General features: G+C 66.4%; 12 protein-coding genes and 1 pseudogene. 7 read left to right on the forward strand and 6 right to left on the reverse strand.

The annotated features are described in order from the left end of the window. Positions 1-100: 100 nt before the first annotated feature. From AC1DJT_RS04965 to AC1DJT_RS04995, 7 genes are all read left to right on the forward strand, one after another. Positions 101-1474, forward strand: a complete 1374-nt coding sequence (locus AC1DJT_RS04965) for an ABC transporter substrate-binding protein (RefSeq protein ID WP_476833643.1) — start codon at positions 101-103, stop codon at positions 1472-1474. Beyond that, positions 1471-3414, forward strand: coding sequence for an ATP-binding protein (locus tag AC1DJT_RS04970; RefSeq protein WP_476833644.1), 1944 nt, complete (start codon positions 1471-1473; stop codon positions 3412-3414). The genes AC1DJT_RS04965 and AC1DJT_RS04970 overlap by 4 nt, the downstream gene beginning before the upstream one ends. Then, positions 3411-4763, forward strand: a complete 1353-nt coding sequence (locus tag AC1DJT_RS04975) for a sigma-54-dependent transcriptional regulator (protein ID WP_476833645.1) — start codon at positions 3411-3413, stop codon at positions 4761-4763. The genes AC1DJT_RS04970 and AC1DJT_RS04975 overlap by 4 nt, the downstream gene beginning before the upstream one ends. 194 nt (positions 4764-4957) lie before the next feature. Further along, complete coding sequence (locus AC1DJT_RS04980) at positions 4958-6295, forward strand: ABC transporter substrate-binding protein (protein ID WP_441507456.1); 1338 nt, start codon at positions 4958-4960, stop codon at positions 6293-6295. Positions 6296-6453: 158 nt separating this feature from the next. Next, positions 6454-8166, forward strand: coding sequence for an ABC transporter permease (locus AC1DJT_RS04985; protein ID WP_441492686.1), 1713 nt, complete (start codon positions 6454-6456; stop codon positions 8164-8166). Between the two features lie 2 nt (positions 8167-8168). Next, the gene (locus tag AC1DJT_RS04990; protein WP_441492685.1) at positions 8169-9266 is read left to right on the forward strand and encodes an ABC transporter ATP-binding protein; all 1098 of its coding nucleotides are present in this window, start codon (positions 8169-8171) and stop codon (positions 9264-9266) included. Between the two features lie 267 nt (positions 9267-9533). Continuing rightward, entirely contained in the window at positions 9534-10778 is a 1245-nt protein-coding gene (locus tag AC1DJT_RS04995; RefSeq protein ID WP_441507457.1) for a Zn-dependent hydrolase, read from the forward strand. Positions 10779-10808: 30 nt separating this feature from the next. Here AC1DJT_RS04995 and AC1DJT_RS05000 read toward each other — a convergent pair whose 3' ends face one another. The 6 genes and pseudogenes from AC1DJT_RS05000 to AC1DJT_RS05025 form a co-directional block, all read right to left on the reverse strand. Next, on the reverse strand, positions 10809-11279 hold the full coding sequence (locus AC1DJT_RS05000) for an aminoacyl-tRNA deacylase (RefSeq protein WP_441492682.1): 471 nt from the start codon (positions 11277-11279) through the stop codon (positions 10809-10811). A 211-nt stretch (positions 11280-11490) separates the two neighbouring features. Continuing rightward, positions 11491-12726, reverse strand: a complete 1236-nt coding sequence (locus AC1DJT_RS05005) for a metal-dependent hydrolase family protein (protein ID WP_441507458.1) — start codon at positions 12724-12726, stop codon at positions 11491-11493. A 27-nt stretch (positions 12727-12753) separates the two neighbouring features. Next, positions 12754-13242, reverse strand: coding sequence for a GAF domain-containing protein (locus AC1DJT_RS05010; RefSeq protein WP_441507459.1), 489 nt, complete (start codon positions 13240-13242; stop codon positions 12754-12756). A 15-nt stretch (positions 13243-13257) separates the two neighbouring features. Then, positions 13258-14172 carry a branched-chain amino acid ABC transporter permease gene (locus AC1DJT_RS05015; protein WP_441492679.1) on the reverse strand — a complete coding sequence of 305 codons (915 nt, stop codon included), beginning with the start codon at positions 14170-14172 and terminating at the stop codon, positions 13258-13260. Further along, complete coding sequence (locus AC1DJT_RS05020; RefSeq protein WP_476767812.1) at positions 14172-15035, reverse strand: branched-chain amino acid ABC transporter permease; 864 nt, start codon at positions 15033-15035, stop codon at positions 14172-14174. The genes AC1DJT_RS05015 and AC1DJT_RS05020 overlap by 1 nt, the downstream gene beginning before the upstream one ends. Positions 15036-15054: 19 nt before the next feature. Further along, positions 15055-15454: pseudogene (locus AC1DJT_RS05025) on the reverse strand (ABC transporter substrate-binding protein); the annotation flags it as partial.

The raw sequence follows: 15454 nt of genomic DNA on the forward strand, positions 1-15454 counted from the left end.
CCATCTCCCCTCGCCGTGACGAGCGATGTTTAGGATCGGCGAAGGCGAAGGTCCACCCGTCGATCTATGCGGGTCCGGTTGCCGGCTATATGACAGATTCATGATCCGACGCGCGGCACGTCTCTGCCTTGCCTTTGCGGCTTTCGCCTGGCTTGCCGCCGGCCCGGCAGAAGCTCGCCGCGTCCAGATCATCACCTCGTTCCCGCCCGCCTTCTTCGAGCCCTTCCGGACGGCCTTTCGCAATCGGCACCCGGACATCGCGGTCGAGGTCGTGCAGCGCAAGACCACCGCAGCCGTTGCGGATATCCGGACGCAGCAGCGTCAGGAGGCCGATCTGTTCTGGGCCTCGGCGCCCGACGCCTTCGAGTTGCTGAAACGGAGCAGGCTGCTGGCACCGCTGCAGGCCCGGGCGACCGGCGCCCCCGAGACCATCGCGGGCTACCCCGTCAACGATCCGGATGGGCACTATCTCGGCTTTGCCGTCTCGGGCTACGGGCTGGTCTACAACCCGTCCTATCTTGCGGCGCGTGGGCTCCCGGTACCGCGCAACTGGGCCGACCTTGCCGCCCCCGCCTATGCCGGCCATATCGGCCTGACCTCGCCGGCCCGCTCCGGCACGACGCACCTGATGGTCGAAGCCCTGCTGCAATCGCTCGGCTGGGAACGTGGCTGGGCGCTCTGGTCCGAGATCGGGGGCAATCTCGCCACCATCACGGCGCGCAGTTTCGGGGTGACGGCCGGTGTGGCGCGCGGCCGCTTCGGCATCGGTATCTCGATCGATTTCCTGGCAGAAACCGCCGGCGCGGAGGGCGAGACCAGCCGCTTCCTGCTGCCGGAGGAGACGCTCTTCGCACCAGCCAGCATCGCACGACTGGCAACGTCACCCAATCCGAAGGAAGCCGAGCTCTTCATCGACTTCGTGCTCTCGCCCGAGGGCCAGAAACTGCTGCGCGAGCCGCGGATCGGCCGGCTTGCGGTCTCACCGGCTGCCTATGGTGCCGACGAGGCGCCGCCGCATCTTTCGGACCTGTCGGGGCTCTTCAACCGGACACGCTTCGATGCCGGGCTGTCGGCCGGCCGCTACGAATTGGTCAACATCATCTTCGACGAGTGGATCACCTTCCGCCGCGCGGAGCATGCCCGGCTCTGGCGCAGCCTCCAGGGGCTGGAGGCCGCGCTTCTCGCCTATCCCGACKGGAAGGCTGCCCGCCTCCTAACCGAAGCGCGCAGAGCGCTGGTGCGGCCGCCCATCTCCGCCTCGGAACTCGGCCAGCCCGAACGCTTTCGCGATCTTGTGCGTGTGCCTCGGGGCCTGGCCGTTCCCGAGGCGCAGGCGCGTATCGAAGCCGAGATCCGCAGCGCAATCGCAGCCCAGGCCGCGGACGCCGCCGTCAGGTTGCGACAGGCTGCCGAGCGGCTCGCCGCCGCAGGGTGGACCAACTCGGATGACGGGCTGGCCGGAGGGCTGCCATGAGGCGCCTCTGGCAAGGCCGGCGCTTCGGCATCGGCGAACGCCTGATCGCCGCCTTTCTCGGCGTCGGTCTGTTCGCCGTCGGCGCCGGCATCGTCGGCGTCATCTCCTATGAGCGCCTGAGCACGGAACTGGCAGCCATCGCCCGCGATCATCTKCCGGGCCTGGCCTCGTCGGCGAGGCTCGCCGAAGCCAGCGCGCGCGTCATCGCCAGCATGCCCGAGCTTGCCAATGCCGAGCGGCGCGACGCCTATGAACGCAGCCGACGACTTGTCGGAGAACGGCTGGACGAGCTCGATCGGGTCCTGGCCGAGCGGGCCGAGGGAGGGTTCGCTTCGCCCGCCCTCGCCGCGGTTGCGACGGAAATCCGCAGCAATCTCAAAGCCATCGATGCGGTCTCGGGGCGGCGCTTCCCGCTTGGCGAGCGCAATCGCGCCATCGGTGAGGAACTGCGCTGKCTCCAGGCCGATCTCCTCGACGAAATCGAGCCGCTCACCGACGATGCCCGCTTCAATATCGAGACGGCGCTCGGCCAGGCCGGAACCGATGCACCAAGCGCGGCCAAGCCGAATGCCATTCGCGAGGAGACCCGCAAGAGCGCGGCGTTGATGACGCTGAATGCCCAGGCGAACCTGATCGTCGGACTTTACGGGCGGCTCGGCGTGGTCCGCACCCGCGAGGATATGGAGCAGACGGGCCACGTCATCGGCGAGGCGGTCGACCAGCTCGAAATCGAGGCCAGGGCACTGAATGGCTGGCCCGATACCATTACCGTCAGGCAGATTGCCCAACGGCTGATCGGACTTGCCGATGCCGGCACCGGATTACCCGCCATCAAGCGTGCCGAGCTGGCGGCCCAGGCCGACGCGCAACGCCTGATCACGGAAAGCCGGCGGCTGGTCAGCGAGCTCGGCACCCTGGTCTCCCAGGAGGTCCAGAGAACGGAAGCAACCGCGAAGGCCGCTGCCGAGCGTTCGGCCACAGCGATCAGGCTCGGCCGCAACCTGCTCCTGGCGATCGCCGCCGCCTCGCTGATCGGAGCCCTTCTCATCGGCTGGTTCTATGTCCGCCGGCATCTCGTCGCGCGGCTGCGCGTGCTCACCGAAGCCGCGACCAGCATCGCCAGCGGGCAGTCCTCGGCTGTTCTGCCCCACGCCGGCAATGACGAGCTCGGCGACCTCGCCCGGGCGCTTGCGGTCTTCCGGCAGACCCGCGACGACCTGATCCAGGCGGCCAAGCTGGCCGCGCTCGGCCAGATGGCCGCCGGCCTCAGCCACGAACTCAACCAGCCGCTGGCGGCGATTCGCTCCCATGCCCATAACGGCGTGCTGCTGCTGGAGCGCGAGCGTCCAGACGAGGCCCGCCACGCCATCATGCGCATCCAGGCGCTGACGACGCGCGCCGCCGAGCTGATTGCTCACCTCAGGCGCTTCGCCCGCAAGCCGGGCGTGACGCTTTCTCCCGTCGAGGTCGGCGGTGTGGTCGAGACGGCGCTGTCGCTCTTCGGTCCGCGTCTCGATGCCGGGCAGGTGACGCTGAAGCAGGACATGCCAGGCGAAAGGCTCTATGTCCGCGCCGAGGAAATCCGGCTGGAACAGGTCCTGGTCAACCTCATCGCCAATGCCCTCGATGCCATCGCCGGCCGGCCGGACCCGACGCTCGCGATCGGCGCGGCCCAACGCGGCAAGGCCGTCGAGATCTGGGTCGAGGATAACGGGCCCGGCATCGACCGCGCGCATCTGGAGCGAATCTTCGACCCGTTCTTCACGACCAAGCCGGTCGGCTCGGGGCTCGGCCTCGGCCTCTCGCTCTCCTACAACATCATCAAGGACCTTGGCGGCACGCTCGCCGTCGCCAGCTCCGGTCCCGCCGGCACACGCTTTCTGACTATGCTCGAAGCCCTGCCGAATCGCGCAATGGCTGCCATGGAAATTGACGCATGAATGCGCCGAGGATTGTTCTCGTCGACGACGATGCCGAGGTTCTCGAGGCCTGCCGGCTGACCTTGGAGCTCGAAGGCTTCGAGGTCGCGGCAAAGCGCTCGGCCGACGCCGCCCTGCCCCTGCTGACGCGCGACAGCCCCGTCGTTCTGGTGAGCGATGTCCGGATGCCCGGCCGCGACGGCTTTGGCCTGCTGGCGGCGGTCAGGGCGATYKACCCGGAAATTCCGGTCGTGCTCGTCACCGGCCATGCCGACGTCCCCATGGCGGTGAAGGCGATCCGCGACGGCGCCTGGGATTTCGTCGAGAAGCCGGCCGATCCCGTGCTCCTCACCGAGACCGTCCGCCGGGCGAGCGATTACCGCCGGCTGATCATCGAGAACCGGCTGCTGCGTGCCGGAGCCACCCCCGACGACCCGTGGGTCGCGCGGCTTGTCGGCGCCTCGCCGGCGATCGTCCGTTTGCGGCAGCGGCTGACCCTCATGGCCGATGCCGATGCCGACGTGCTGCTCTTCGGCGAAACGGGGACCGGCAAGGAGGTCGCGGCCCGCGCGCTGCACGATCTCGGCAAGCGCCGCAGCGGCCGCTTCGTCGCGGTGAACTGCGGCGCCATCCCCGAAACCATGATCGAGAGCGAGCTTTTCGGCCATGAGGCCGGCGCCTTCACCGGCGCGCGCGAGCGGCGCATCGGCAAGATCGAGCATGCCAGCGGCGGCACGCTCTTTCTCGACGAGATCGAGTCGATGCCGATGGCCGCGCAGGTCCGGCTGCTGCGCGCGCTCCAGGAGCGACGCATCGAACGCCTCGGCTCCAACCGCGAGATCGCGGTCGATATCCGCATCGTCGCGGCAACCAAGGCGGACCTTGCTGCATTGGCCAAGGCCGGCGGATTTAGAGAGGACCTCGTCTATCGCCTCAATGTCGTGACGCTTCGCCTGCCGCCCCTGCGCGATCGGCGCGAGGACATTCCATTGCTGTTCCAGCACTTCCTCGGGCTCGCCGCCGCTCGCGTCGGCCGCTCCGCCCCGCTGCTCGGCCGCGATCTGCTGCAGCGCCTGTCACGGCAGGACTGGCCCGGCAATGTCCGCGAATTGCGCAACGCCGCCGAACGCAGCCTGCTGGGGATGGACGAGGATTTCGATGATCACGAGACCGTCGCCGGACCATCGAGCGCCGAACTGACGCTGGAAGAACAGATCGCGCTCGCCGAAGCCGAGGTGATCGGCGCGGCGTTGAAACGCCATGGCGGCCGGATCGGCGTCACGGCAGCCGCCCTCGGCATCACCCGCAAGACCCTTTACCTCAAGATGCGCCGCTACGGATTGAGTGGCGCGGCAGCGCTTCCCGACTGACGTCGCGATGTTACCGTCCTGACCCATCCCGCCGACGCGACGGTTACCGCAACGACCCGCAGAGACCGCGAACTGCGCGCGCAAACCGGGATTTCCTCAACATAATCAATACGACGCCCGGTTGGCATCGTCGTTGCTGACAGATGAGCATCGGCCTCGACGCCGGGTGAGCAAAAACTGTCTTGGAGGAAATCATGGTCAATCGCAGGGTCGCACTCGCGGCCGCCCTCGGCCTGTCGCTCAGCACGTCATTCGCAACCATCGCCCTCGCCCAGGCTCCGGCCGGCAAGGTCACCGTCGTCACCTCCTTCTCCAAGGACGTGACCGACCCGATCAAAAAGGCCTTCGAGAAGGCGGTTCCGGGCGTCACGCTCGAGGTTCAGAACCGCAACACCAATGCCGGTGTGAAATATGTCGAGGAGACAAAGGCCAACAACCAGGTCGATCTCTTCTGGGCATCGGCTCCTGACGCCTTCGAAGTGCTCAAGGGCAAGAAGCTGCTGACGCCCTACAAGCCCAAGGCGGCCGGCATCCCCGAGAAGATCGGCTCCTATCCGATCAATGATCCGCAGGGCTTCTATTTCGGCTTCGCGGCATCGGGCTACGGCATCATGTGGAATGATCGCTACGCCAAGGCCAACAAGCTGCCGGAGCCGAAGGACTGGCAGGATCTCGCCAAGCCGGCCTTCTACGACCATGTCTCGATCGCCTCGCCGGCCCGCTCCGGCACGACGCACCTGACCGTCGAGACCATCCTTCAGGGCGAAGGCTGGGAGAAGGGCTGGCGCACGCTCAAGGAGATGTCGGGCAATTTCCGCTCGATCACGGAACGTTCGTTCGGAGTGCCGGAGGCGGTGAACTCCGGGCAGGTCGGCGTCGGCATCGTCATCGACTTCTTCGCCTTCTCGGCGCAGGCGTCCGGCTTCCCGGTCAAGTTCGTCTACCCGACCGTGACCACCGTCGTGCCTGCCAATGTCGGCATCATCGCGAACCCACCGAACAAGGCGGCGGCCGAGGCCTTCGTCGAGTTCCTGCTCTCGCCGGCCGGCCAGGAGGTCCTGCTCGACCCCGGCATCCGCCGCCTGCCGGTCAATCCGGCCGTCTATGCCAAGGCCGGCGCCGACTATCCCAACCCCTTCACCGATCCGCGCTTCCAGAAGATGATCGGCTTCGACGTCGACAAATCCGAAGCCCGGACCGCTGTCGTCGACACTCTGTTCGACCAGCTGATCTCCTTCCAGCTCGATGCGCTGAAGGGCGTCACCAAGACGCTGCACGAGGTCGACGCCGCGCTGGCGAAGAAGCCCAACGCCCAGGCCAAGGCTGCAGCCGATGAGGCACGCAACCTGATCGCAGCCATGCCGGTCTCGGAAGCGCAGGCTGCAAGCGCGGAACTCCGCGGCGCCTTTACCGGCGGCAAGGAGAAGGGCGCCAGACAGGCGGAGCTCGAGAGCCAGTGGGCCAATGCCGCCCGCGAGAATTACGCCAAGGCCAAGACCAAGGCCGAGGAAGCCCTCAAGCTCGCGCGCTGAGCCGTCGCCGCTGCCGTCATCCCTGCCGTAGCGACGTGAAGAGCCGGGATCCATGCCGGCCTCCCATTGGGGGCTCGGGCATGGATCGCGGATCTCCGCGCGGCCGTCTGGCATGATGGCGCGGGCTTTATCGATCGAGCCTCTTTCGGGAACTCCCCATGACCGCCGTCCCCGCGCTCTCGCGCCCCAAACGCATGTCGGCGACGCCTGGCCAGATCGCGCTCGCGCTGGCCATTGCAGCCTTCCTGCTGTTCTTCCTCGTGCTGCCGGTGGCAACGGTGATCTATGTCGCCTTCACCGAGAAGGGTACGAACAGCTTCACGCTGATCAATTTCTACGACTTCTTCCGCACCGAGCTGTTCATCCGGTCGTTCTGGAACTCGGTCTATGTCTCGGCCATGTCGGTGGTCTGGGCGTCGGTCTTCGCACTGCCGCTGGCCTATCTGACGACGCGTTTCGTCTTCCGCGGCGCTGCGGTCGTCCAGACGCTGGGTTTCCTGCCCCTGATCATGCCGCCCTTCGTCGGCGCCGTGGCGATGCAGCTCTTCTTCGGCCGCAACGGCTCGATCAACCTGCTGCTGGATGATTGGTTCGGCTTCAAGATCGGCTTCATGGAAGGGCTGAACGGCGTCATTTTCGTCCAGTCGGTCCACTACTTCCCGTTCATCCTGATCAATCTCTCGGCGGCGTTGCGCAATATCGACCGGGCCATGGAAGAGGCCGCGCAGAATCTCGGCTCCTCCGGCTTCCGCCTCTTCCGCCGCATCGTCTTCCCGCTTGCCATGCCGGGCTATCTCGCCGGCGCCTCGCTGGTCTTCGTCAAGGTCTTCGACGATCTGGCGACCCCCCTCCTGCTCAACGTCAAGGACATGCTGGCGCCGCAGGCCTATCTGCGGGTGACCTCGATCGGGATTGCCGACCCGATGGGCTATGTCATCTCGGTCGTCCTGATCATCGCCTCGGTCGTCGCCATGTGGCTGTCGGCGCTGGCGCTGAAGGGCCGCGACTACGCCACGACCCAGCGCGGCGGCGGCGGCCTCGCCAAACGTGTGATGTCACCGACTGAGGCCATCTTCGGCTATGGCGTCGTCATCCTGATCCTGGCGCTGGTGCTCGCGCCGCATCTGGGACTGCTGCTGCTCTCCTTTGCGACKATCTGGTCCTATTCGCCGCTGCCGGACGCCTTCACCGTCGCTCATTACGCCCGCGTCTTCGGCGAGAGCTCCGTCTACATCAAGAACACGCTGATCTATGCCAGCATCGCAGGCGGGATCGACATCGTGCTCGGTGTGGCGATCGCCTATCTCGTGCTGCGGACGAAGCTGGTCGGCCGCGAATGGCTGGACTGGACGGCGTCGGCGGCACTGGCGATCCCGGGTGTGGTGCTCGGCATCGGCTACCTCCGGACCTTCTACGGCATCACCTTGCCGGACGGCACGCCGCTCGCCTCGCTCTGGATCACCATCGTGCTGGCGCTCGCGATCCGGCGCCTGCCCTATGCGCTGCGCGCCTGCCACGCGGCGCTGCAGCAGATCTCGGTCTCACTTGAGGAGGCGGCGGAGAATCTCGGCGCCACCAAATCCCGGACAGTGCGGCGCGTCGTCGTCCCGCTGATGGCAGGCGGCATTCTCGCCGGCTTCGTCACCAGCTTCTCGACCGCGGCGGTCGAGCTCTCGGCCACGCTGATGCTGGTGCAGTCCAACTCCGACGCGCCACTGGCCTATGGGCTCTATGTCTTTATGCAGTCCGCCGCCGGACGTGGGCCTGGTGCGGCGCTTGGCGTCGTCGCGGTCATCCTCGTCGCGGCCTGCACCTTCCTCTCCCATCTCATCATCGAACGCAGCCAGAAGGCCAAGGGAATGGGCCACTGATCATGAACGCCATCGCACCGCTCGCTACCAAAGCCGTCGCCGTCGATATCGAGGGCATCAATCTCTCCTACGGCACCAATCATGTGCTGAAGAACGTCAACCTCGCGATCCGGCCCGGTGAATTCTTCGCCTTTCTCGGGCCATCGGGCTGCGGCAAAACCACGCTGCTCCGCCTTATCGCCGGCTTCAACCAGGCCGATACCGGCCAGGTCCGGATCGGCGGCCAGGACATTTCCACCCTGCCGCCCTGGAAGCGCGATGTCGGCATGGTCTTCCAGTCCTATGCACTCTGGCCGCATATGACAGTCCGCAAGAACGTCGCCTTCGGTCTTGAGGAGCGCGGCGTCGCCCGCGCCGAGATCGAGCGGCGCGTCGGGGTCGCGCTCGACCTGGTCGGGCTCGGCCATCTCGGCGACAGGCGCCCATCCCAGCTCTCCGGCGGCCAGCAGCAGCGCGTCGCGGTCGCGCGCACCGTCGCGGTCGAACCGAAGGTCCTGCTGCTCGATGAGCCGCTCTCCAATCTCGACGCCAAGCTGCGCGTGCAGGTGCGGCGCGAGCTGCGCGACCTGCAGCAGCGCCTCGGCCTGACGACGATCTTCGTCACCCACGACCAGGAGGAGGCCAACACGATCTGCGACCGCATCGCGGTGATGAACGAGGGCATCGTCCAGCAGGTCGGCACCCCGATGGACCTTTACGAGCGCCCGGCCAATCTCTTCGTCGCGAATTTCCTTGGTACCGCCAATATCCTCGAGGGCAAGGTTGTCGGCAGCGGCACCGAACGCGCCTTCGAGGTCAAGGGCGGCGCGAAGCTCCCGATCCCGGGTGATGTAGCGGTCCCGACCGGCGCCAAGCTGGTCTTTCGTCCCCAGCATGCGACTCTCGGCGCCGCAGGCGCCACGCATGCTGGGCAAGTCGCGTTGCCGGGCAGGATCGCGCATCGCGAGTTCCTGGGATCGAGCATGCGCTACGGCGTCACGATCGGCGAAACCGAAGTCTCGGTCGACCTGCCCTTCCAGTCGGGCGGCGACCTGCATGAGGTCGCGGCACCMGTCAGCCTGTCGCTGTCGCCGAGAACCGCGCTCTGGCTGGAGCGCTAAAGCATCGGCCCGGAAAGTGAATTGAGGTTTTCGGGGAAAGCCGATGCAAGCACGGAAGCCTGGATCATCGGACCGGATACGGTATCCCGTCAGATGATCCAGCCCTGGCGAGAATCACGACCAATGCGCGGCGCCGGGCAAGGCCATGACGAATATCCAGTTGCCAGAACGGTGTCGCGCCGCTCAGAGTTGATGCATCCCGTGATGCCGTGACGGCTATTTGCTTGCGCGGCATCGCTCGCCGACCTTGCGCAAGAGATCTTCGCCATGAGCCCGCCTGCCGCCGCCCGCATCGACATCGAGCGCTTCTGGACGACAATAGAACGGTCGGGCGAGATCGGTCCGGGCCGGCCGGGCGGTCTCTCCAGGCTTGCCTTGTCGGATGCCGACAAGCAGGTCCGCGACGAGTTCGTCGGCTGGTGCCGGGAGGCCGGCCTCACCGTCCGCATCGACGGAATCGGCAATATCTTCGCCCGGCGTCAGGGCCGCGACGACACGCTGCCTCCCGTCGTGATGGGAAGCCATCTCGACACGCAGGTGAATGGCGGCCGCTTCGACGGCATCGCCGGCGTGCTCGGCGCGCTCGAAGTCTGCCGCACGCTCGATGCGCTCGGCCATCGCACGCGCCGCCCGCTGGAGATCGTGAACTGGACCAATGAGGAGGGCGGCCGCTTCTCCCCGCCCATGGTCGGCTCGGGCTGCTTCACCGGCACCTACACACTGGACTGGGCCCGCGGTCGCACCGACGATGACGGAATCAGTCTCGGCCAGGAGCTGCAGCGCATCGGTTATCTCGGCGAGATGGAGGCAAGCCCGCACGCCTTCGACGCCTATTTCGAGTTCCATATCGAACAGGGCCCGATTCTCGACCGCGAGGGCATGCAGGTCGGCGTCGTTACCGGCGGCTACCCGAGTTGCGGCATGCTCGTCGAATTCCGAGGCGAGACCGCCCATACCGGTCCCTGGCCGATGGAGCGGCGCAGGAACGCCCTGGTGGCCGGCGCGCGCCTTCTCACTGCGGTCGACGATATCGGCTGGGAGAACGCCGGCACGGGCGGCAAGGCGACAGGTTCGCGGCTCGTCGCCTGGCCGAACAAGCCCGGCATCCTGTCGGACTGGGCGCAGGCGGTTTGCGACGTCCGCCATCCCGACGCGGAGACGACCCTGGTCATGGCCGAGCGCGTGCGCCGCGCCATTGGCGAAGCCGCAGCACGCGGCGGCTGCACGGCCGAAATCCTCGACACCTGGAACTGGGGCGGACGGATTTTCTCGGGCGAACTGATCGAGGGCATCCGCTCTGTCTCGCTCGGGCTCGGCTACCGGACGCAGGATATCCTGAGCCAGGCCGGGCACGACGCCTATTTCGTCGCCCGCCATGCTCCGACGGCGATGATCTTCGCGCCGTGCAAAAACGGCATCACCCATAACAACCTGGAACTCTGCACGCGCGAGGATCTGGAGCCCGGACTGAATGTCCTGTTCCGCTCCGTGGTCGCGCGCGCCGATCGATAGGGGCTCCGTCGCCCCGCGCGATGCCGATGTCTAGGACGGGTGGCTGAAGCGAGCGACCCGCGCATCCTTCATCAGGTTGCAAAAGTCAGGTCCACTGACGCGCACCAGCGTCCTGTGGTCGCCCCCCTCGAAATAGACGTCCCTGGCGTCATGAAGGCTTTCATCGAGGATCACCGGTACGTCATAGGCCGATCCGATCGGCGGAACCGCGCCCAGGTCGCAATCGACGAACAGCGAACTCACCTCATCCTCCGAGGCGAGGCCGAGCCGCTGGTGTATCACATCCTGCAAAGTGGAGAGCTCGATCCGGTGCGTGCTGGGAACGACGGCCAGGACATAGCCGCTCTCATGGTGAACCACCACGGATTTGGCCAGCCTGCTGCCCGGGACATGCGCGGCTTGCGCCGACTGGCTGCTGGTCGCCGTACGGTGATGCGCGACGGTGTCATAGGCGATGCCTTCGCCGTCGATATAGGCTTGGAGTTTCTTTGCGATTGTCATCGGAGGCGCCCCTTTGTTGTCTGGCGACGCGTCAGGACGACATCCTCCTCTCCTCCTCCGCGAAGTCAACGGCGAATGGGCTGCCAGGGCCGGGGCACAGGCTCCGCCCGTGCGAGCCGGCGAGCCTTTGACACGCGGTTGTGGATCCGGGTTCCGGGCCTCGGCTAACCGATCGTCCCGGAACCGCTCGATTGTCTGCCCGCCAGCGGCCTCAGCTCAGGCTTGAGCGCTTCATGAAGGCGCCGCCCTTCATGATCAGCGGCATATGCCGGCCCTGGCGGGTCAGCAACGCCAGGTCCTTCAGCGGGTCRCCGTCGACGACGACCAGGTCGGCATGGGCGCCCGGCGCGACCGTACCGATCTTGCCTTCGAGCCCGAGCAGCTTCGCCGCGACATGGGTGGCCGCACCGATCACCTCATGCGCCGGCAGGGCGCGGCCGCGAATGACGAACTCCTCGGACTGATGACGATGCATCTCGCCGAGAAGATCGCTGCCATAGGCCATGGGCAGGCCCGCCTTCCTCATGATGGCGAGCGAATCCATGCCGGCGACACGGACATTCTCGACCTTGGCGATGGAATCCGGCGGGAAACCGAGCTTGCCGCCTTCGCTGGCGAGCTTGTCATAGGTCACCAGGGTCGGCACGGCGACGGCGCCCTTCGCGGCGGCGAGCTTGGCTGTATCCGCCTGGATCAGGTTGCAATGTTCGAGCGAGTGGACGCCAGCCTCGACGCAGCGGCGGATCGCCTCGTCCGTATAGACATGGGCCGAGACATAAGTGCCGGCCATCCGGGCTTCCTCGACGATCGCCTCGAGCTCGCTCACGGAATAGCCGAGGAAATGGATCGGATCGGTCGGAGAGGCACAGCCGCCATTGGCCATGATCTTGATGAAATCGGCTCCGCCCTTGAGCTCCTCGCGAGCCGCCCGGCGCACTTGGTCGATGCCGTCGCAAATGCGGCCGAGAGCGCCGAGCCGATGACGGGTCGTCACCGCCTCGCGATCGTCATAGCGGCCGCGGAAATCGGCATGGCCGCCGGTCTGGCTCAGCGCCTTGCCGGAAATGACGAGGCGCGGTGTGGGGAAATGCCCCTCCTCGGTCGCAACCTTCAGCCCGAAATCGGCGCCGCCGACATCACGCACCGTGGTGAAGCCGCGCAGCAGCATCTCGCGCATGATCACGAGGGAGCGCACCGTCACGAGGGAGTCCGGCAGCGCCGCATTGCGCCCGAGATCGGCGACGCCGGCGATGACATGCACATGCGCGTCGATCAGCCCGGGCATCAAGGTCCGGCCCGCCAGATCGATCACCTTCGCCTTGCCGGCGGACACGGTCTTGCCGACCTCGCGGATCGTCCCGCCCTCGACCAGGACTGAAACCGGTGCACCGCGCTCCGGCGCGGTGCCGTCGACGATGCGGGCATTGGTGAAGAGGGTGGAAGCCACGGCAATTCTCCAGTCGGATGGGAGCTGTCAGACAGCGCGCGCTGCTGCGCGGGCAGCCAGGAATGCGGGAACCAGCAGAGGCGCCAGCCGCTCAACCAGCGGCACATGCTCCTCGCGATAGAAGCCTTCCGGCGCGAGCAGGTTGATCGTGCCAACGACCTTGCCGTCATAGAGCGCCGGGACATTGATGACCGAGCCGAGGCCCATGCTCTCGATCAGCACGTGATCGAAGAAGGCCCAGCGGATTCCGGCCTTGTCGCGCCCGAGATAGGGCTTGCGCCCCTTCAGCACATGGTCGCCCCAGGGCGTCGGCCCCATCGTCTTGCGGCCCGAGACCGGATATTCGGCCGGGCGGTTCGAATAGATCCGCGCGACCTCCTCGCCATCGACGTAGAGCAGGGTGAAGAGCTCATGCCCGACGAGCTGCTTGGTCACAGCCTCGAAGGCCTTGAACAGCGTGTCCGGCTGGCCGGGCTCTGCAAGCAGGCGCGACAGGGCGGCAAGATCATCGGACATCGTGAACTCCGGGATTCAGGCTTTGAAAGGAACGGGTTTGGGTGCACGTGGAATGCGTTCGGGCAGGAGCCCCTGCGGCCGCAGGTGCAGGACGAGGATCAGCGCGAGCCCGACCAGGATCTCGCGCAGTGCCGCGACCTGGACAGGCTGCAGACCTGGCACCCATTCGGTGGCGAAGCGCGTCGCCTCGAGGAAGATCACGACGAGATAAGCGCCCACGACCGCGCCGCTCGGGCGACCGACACCGCCGGCAGTCACCGCCAGGAAGATGTAGATCGTGATCAGCGGCTGGAAATGGTCAGGCGACACATAGGACTGGAAATGCGCATAGAGCGCGCCGGCCAATGCCGCGATGGCAGCTGAGAGCGCGAAGGCCTGGAGCTTGAAACGCAGCACCGTCTTTCCGGCGAAGGCCGCAAGCTGCTGATCCTCGCGGATCGCCTTCATCGCCCGGCCATAGGGCGAGCCGTCGAGCCGACGCAGCAGCAGCCAGACGCCGGCCACGATCAGCGTGACCAGACCGAGATAGAACAGGTTGAAGCCCATGAGGCCGAGCTCGGCCTTCAGAGGCGCCTTGATCCCGGAAATGCCGTCGGATCCCTTGGTGAGCCAGCGCTCGTTCAATGCAACGAGCCGGATCACCTCGGCAAAGCCGAGCGTGACGATGGCGAGATAGTCGTCGCGCAGGCGCAAGGTCGCGAATGTGACGACAAGCCCGACCACCGCGCCGACCGCGAGCGCCGCGGTCCAGCCGAAGAGCACCGGCGCCCCTGCCCCAGTCGCCAGCGCAGAAGCATAGGCTCCGACCGCAAAGAACCCGGCAAGGCCGAGATTGACCAGTCCGACGCCGCCCCAGATCAGGTTCAGGCTGAGCGCGAGCAGCGCGTAGATACCACAGAGCGTCAGGGTGAAGATGACATAGGACAACATCAGACCGCCCTCTCGCCCAGGATGCCGCGTGGACGGAAGGTCAGCATGATCAGGATCGCGATGAAGCCGACGGCGGTGCGATAGGTTGCGGGCACCGCAATCAACGCCAGTTCTTCGGCGATGCCGAGCGCAAGCGCTCCAACCACGGCGCCAGGGATCGAGCCGAGCCCGCCGAGCACCGCGGCGGCGAAGACCGACAGCAACACGCGATAGCCGGTGAGCGGGTCGATCGAGGTATCGAGGCCGATCAGCACGCCGCCGACACCGGTGAGCCCAGCGCCCAGGAAGACGGTGACGATGGCGATCCGGGCAGGATCGATGCCCTTCAGCCGGGCGAGATCGGGATTGTCGGCGACTGCGCGCATGGCCTTGCCGAAGCGCGTATAGCGCAGGAAGGCAAACATCGCGGCCATGATCACGACCGCCAGCGCAAGGCTCTGCAGCTGCTGCGGGCCAATCCGCAGATCGCCGAAGCGCATGTCGCGCATCAGGGGCAGGTTATAGCCGCGCATGTCGTTGCCGAAGACGAACCGGACGATATTCTCAAGCACGAGATTGAGCGCGATCGAGGCGATGGCGACGATGAGCGCCCCGTTCCCGCGCAGGCGGCTGAGCGCACTCTCCTCCGCGACCACGCCGACGGCTCCGGCGATAGCAAACGCAATCACGAGAGCCGGAATAATCGGCAGCCCCAGCACCACATTCGCCCACCATGCGGCAAAGGCGCCAATGGTGGCATAGGATGCGATGGCGAAGTTGGGATAGCGCAGCACGGCGAAAATGGCCGAGAAGCCGACAGCCGGGACGGCAATCAACGCCCCAGTCATCAGCCCGTTGATGAGCGCCTGCAGGAAAAGGGTCACGCGCGCGGGTCTTTCGGGATCAGGCGATCTTGACCAGAACGATCTTCCCGCCCTGGACCTGCTCGTAGCGGAACTTCGAGTCGCTGATATCGCCGGTCTCGGTGAAGTCGCACGGGCCGCTGGCGCCGTCATAGTCGACAGGCTGCTTGGCTGCGATCGCCTTCAGGCCGTCAATCGCATTATCGATCTTGGCACCGCCCGGCGCCTGGCTCGCCTTGCGGATCGTGTCCTTGATCGCCGTACCGGACGCATCGCCGGCCAGCGCGATCGCCATCAGCACCAGGTTGATCTGGTCATAGATCTGCGTCGTGTAGGGATCGGGCGAAGCCACGCCGATCAGCTTGACCAGGCGCTCATAGGCCTTCGAGCCTTCCGCCGACGAGGGCGAGATCGTGTAGGTCTTGTCGACGACATCGGCC

The organism is Allobosea sp. 05T422_2, from assembly GCF_056396265.1.

Bases quoted from the DNA above. Each gene is read 5' to 3' on its own strand.
- AC1DJT_RS04995 (WP_441507457.1), top strand. From the start codon at position 9,534: ATGAGCCCGCCTGCCGCCGCCCGCATCGACATCGAGCGCTTCTGGACG.
- AC1DJT_RS05000 (WP_441492682.1), bottom strand. From the start codon at position 11,279: ATGACAATCGCAAAGAAACTCCAAGCCTATATCGACGGCGAAGGCATC.
- AC1DJT_RS05015 (WP_441492679.1), bottom strand. From the start codon at position 14,172: ATGTTGTCCTATGTCATCTTCACCCTGACGCTCTGTGGTATCTACGCG.
- AC1DJT_RS04980 (WP_441507456.1), top strand. From the start codon at position 4,958: ATGGTCAATCGCAGGGTCGCACTCGCGGCCGCCCTCGGCCTGTCGCTC.
- AC1DJT_RS05010 (WP_441507459.1), bottom strand. From the start codon at position 13,242: ATGTCCGATGATCTTGCCGCCCTGTCGCGCCTGCTTGCAGAGCCCGGC.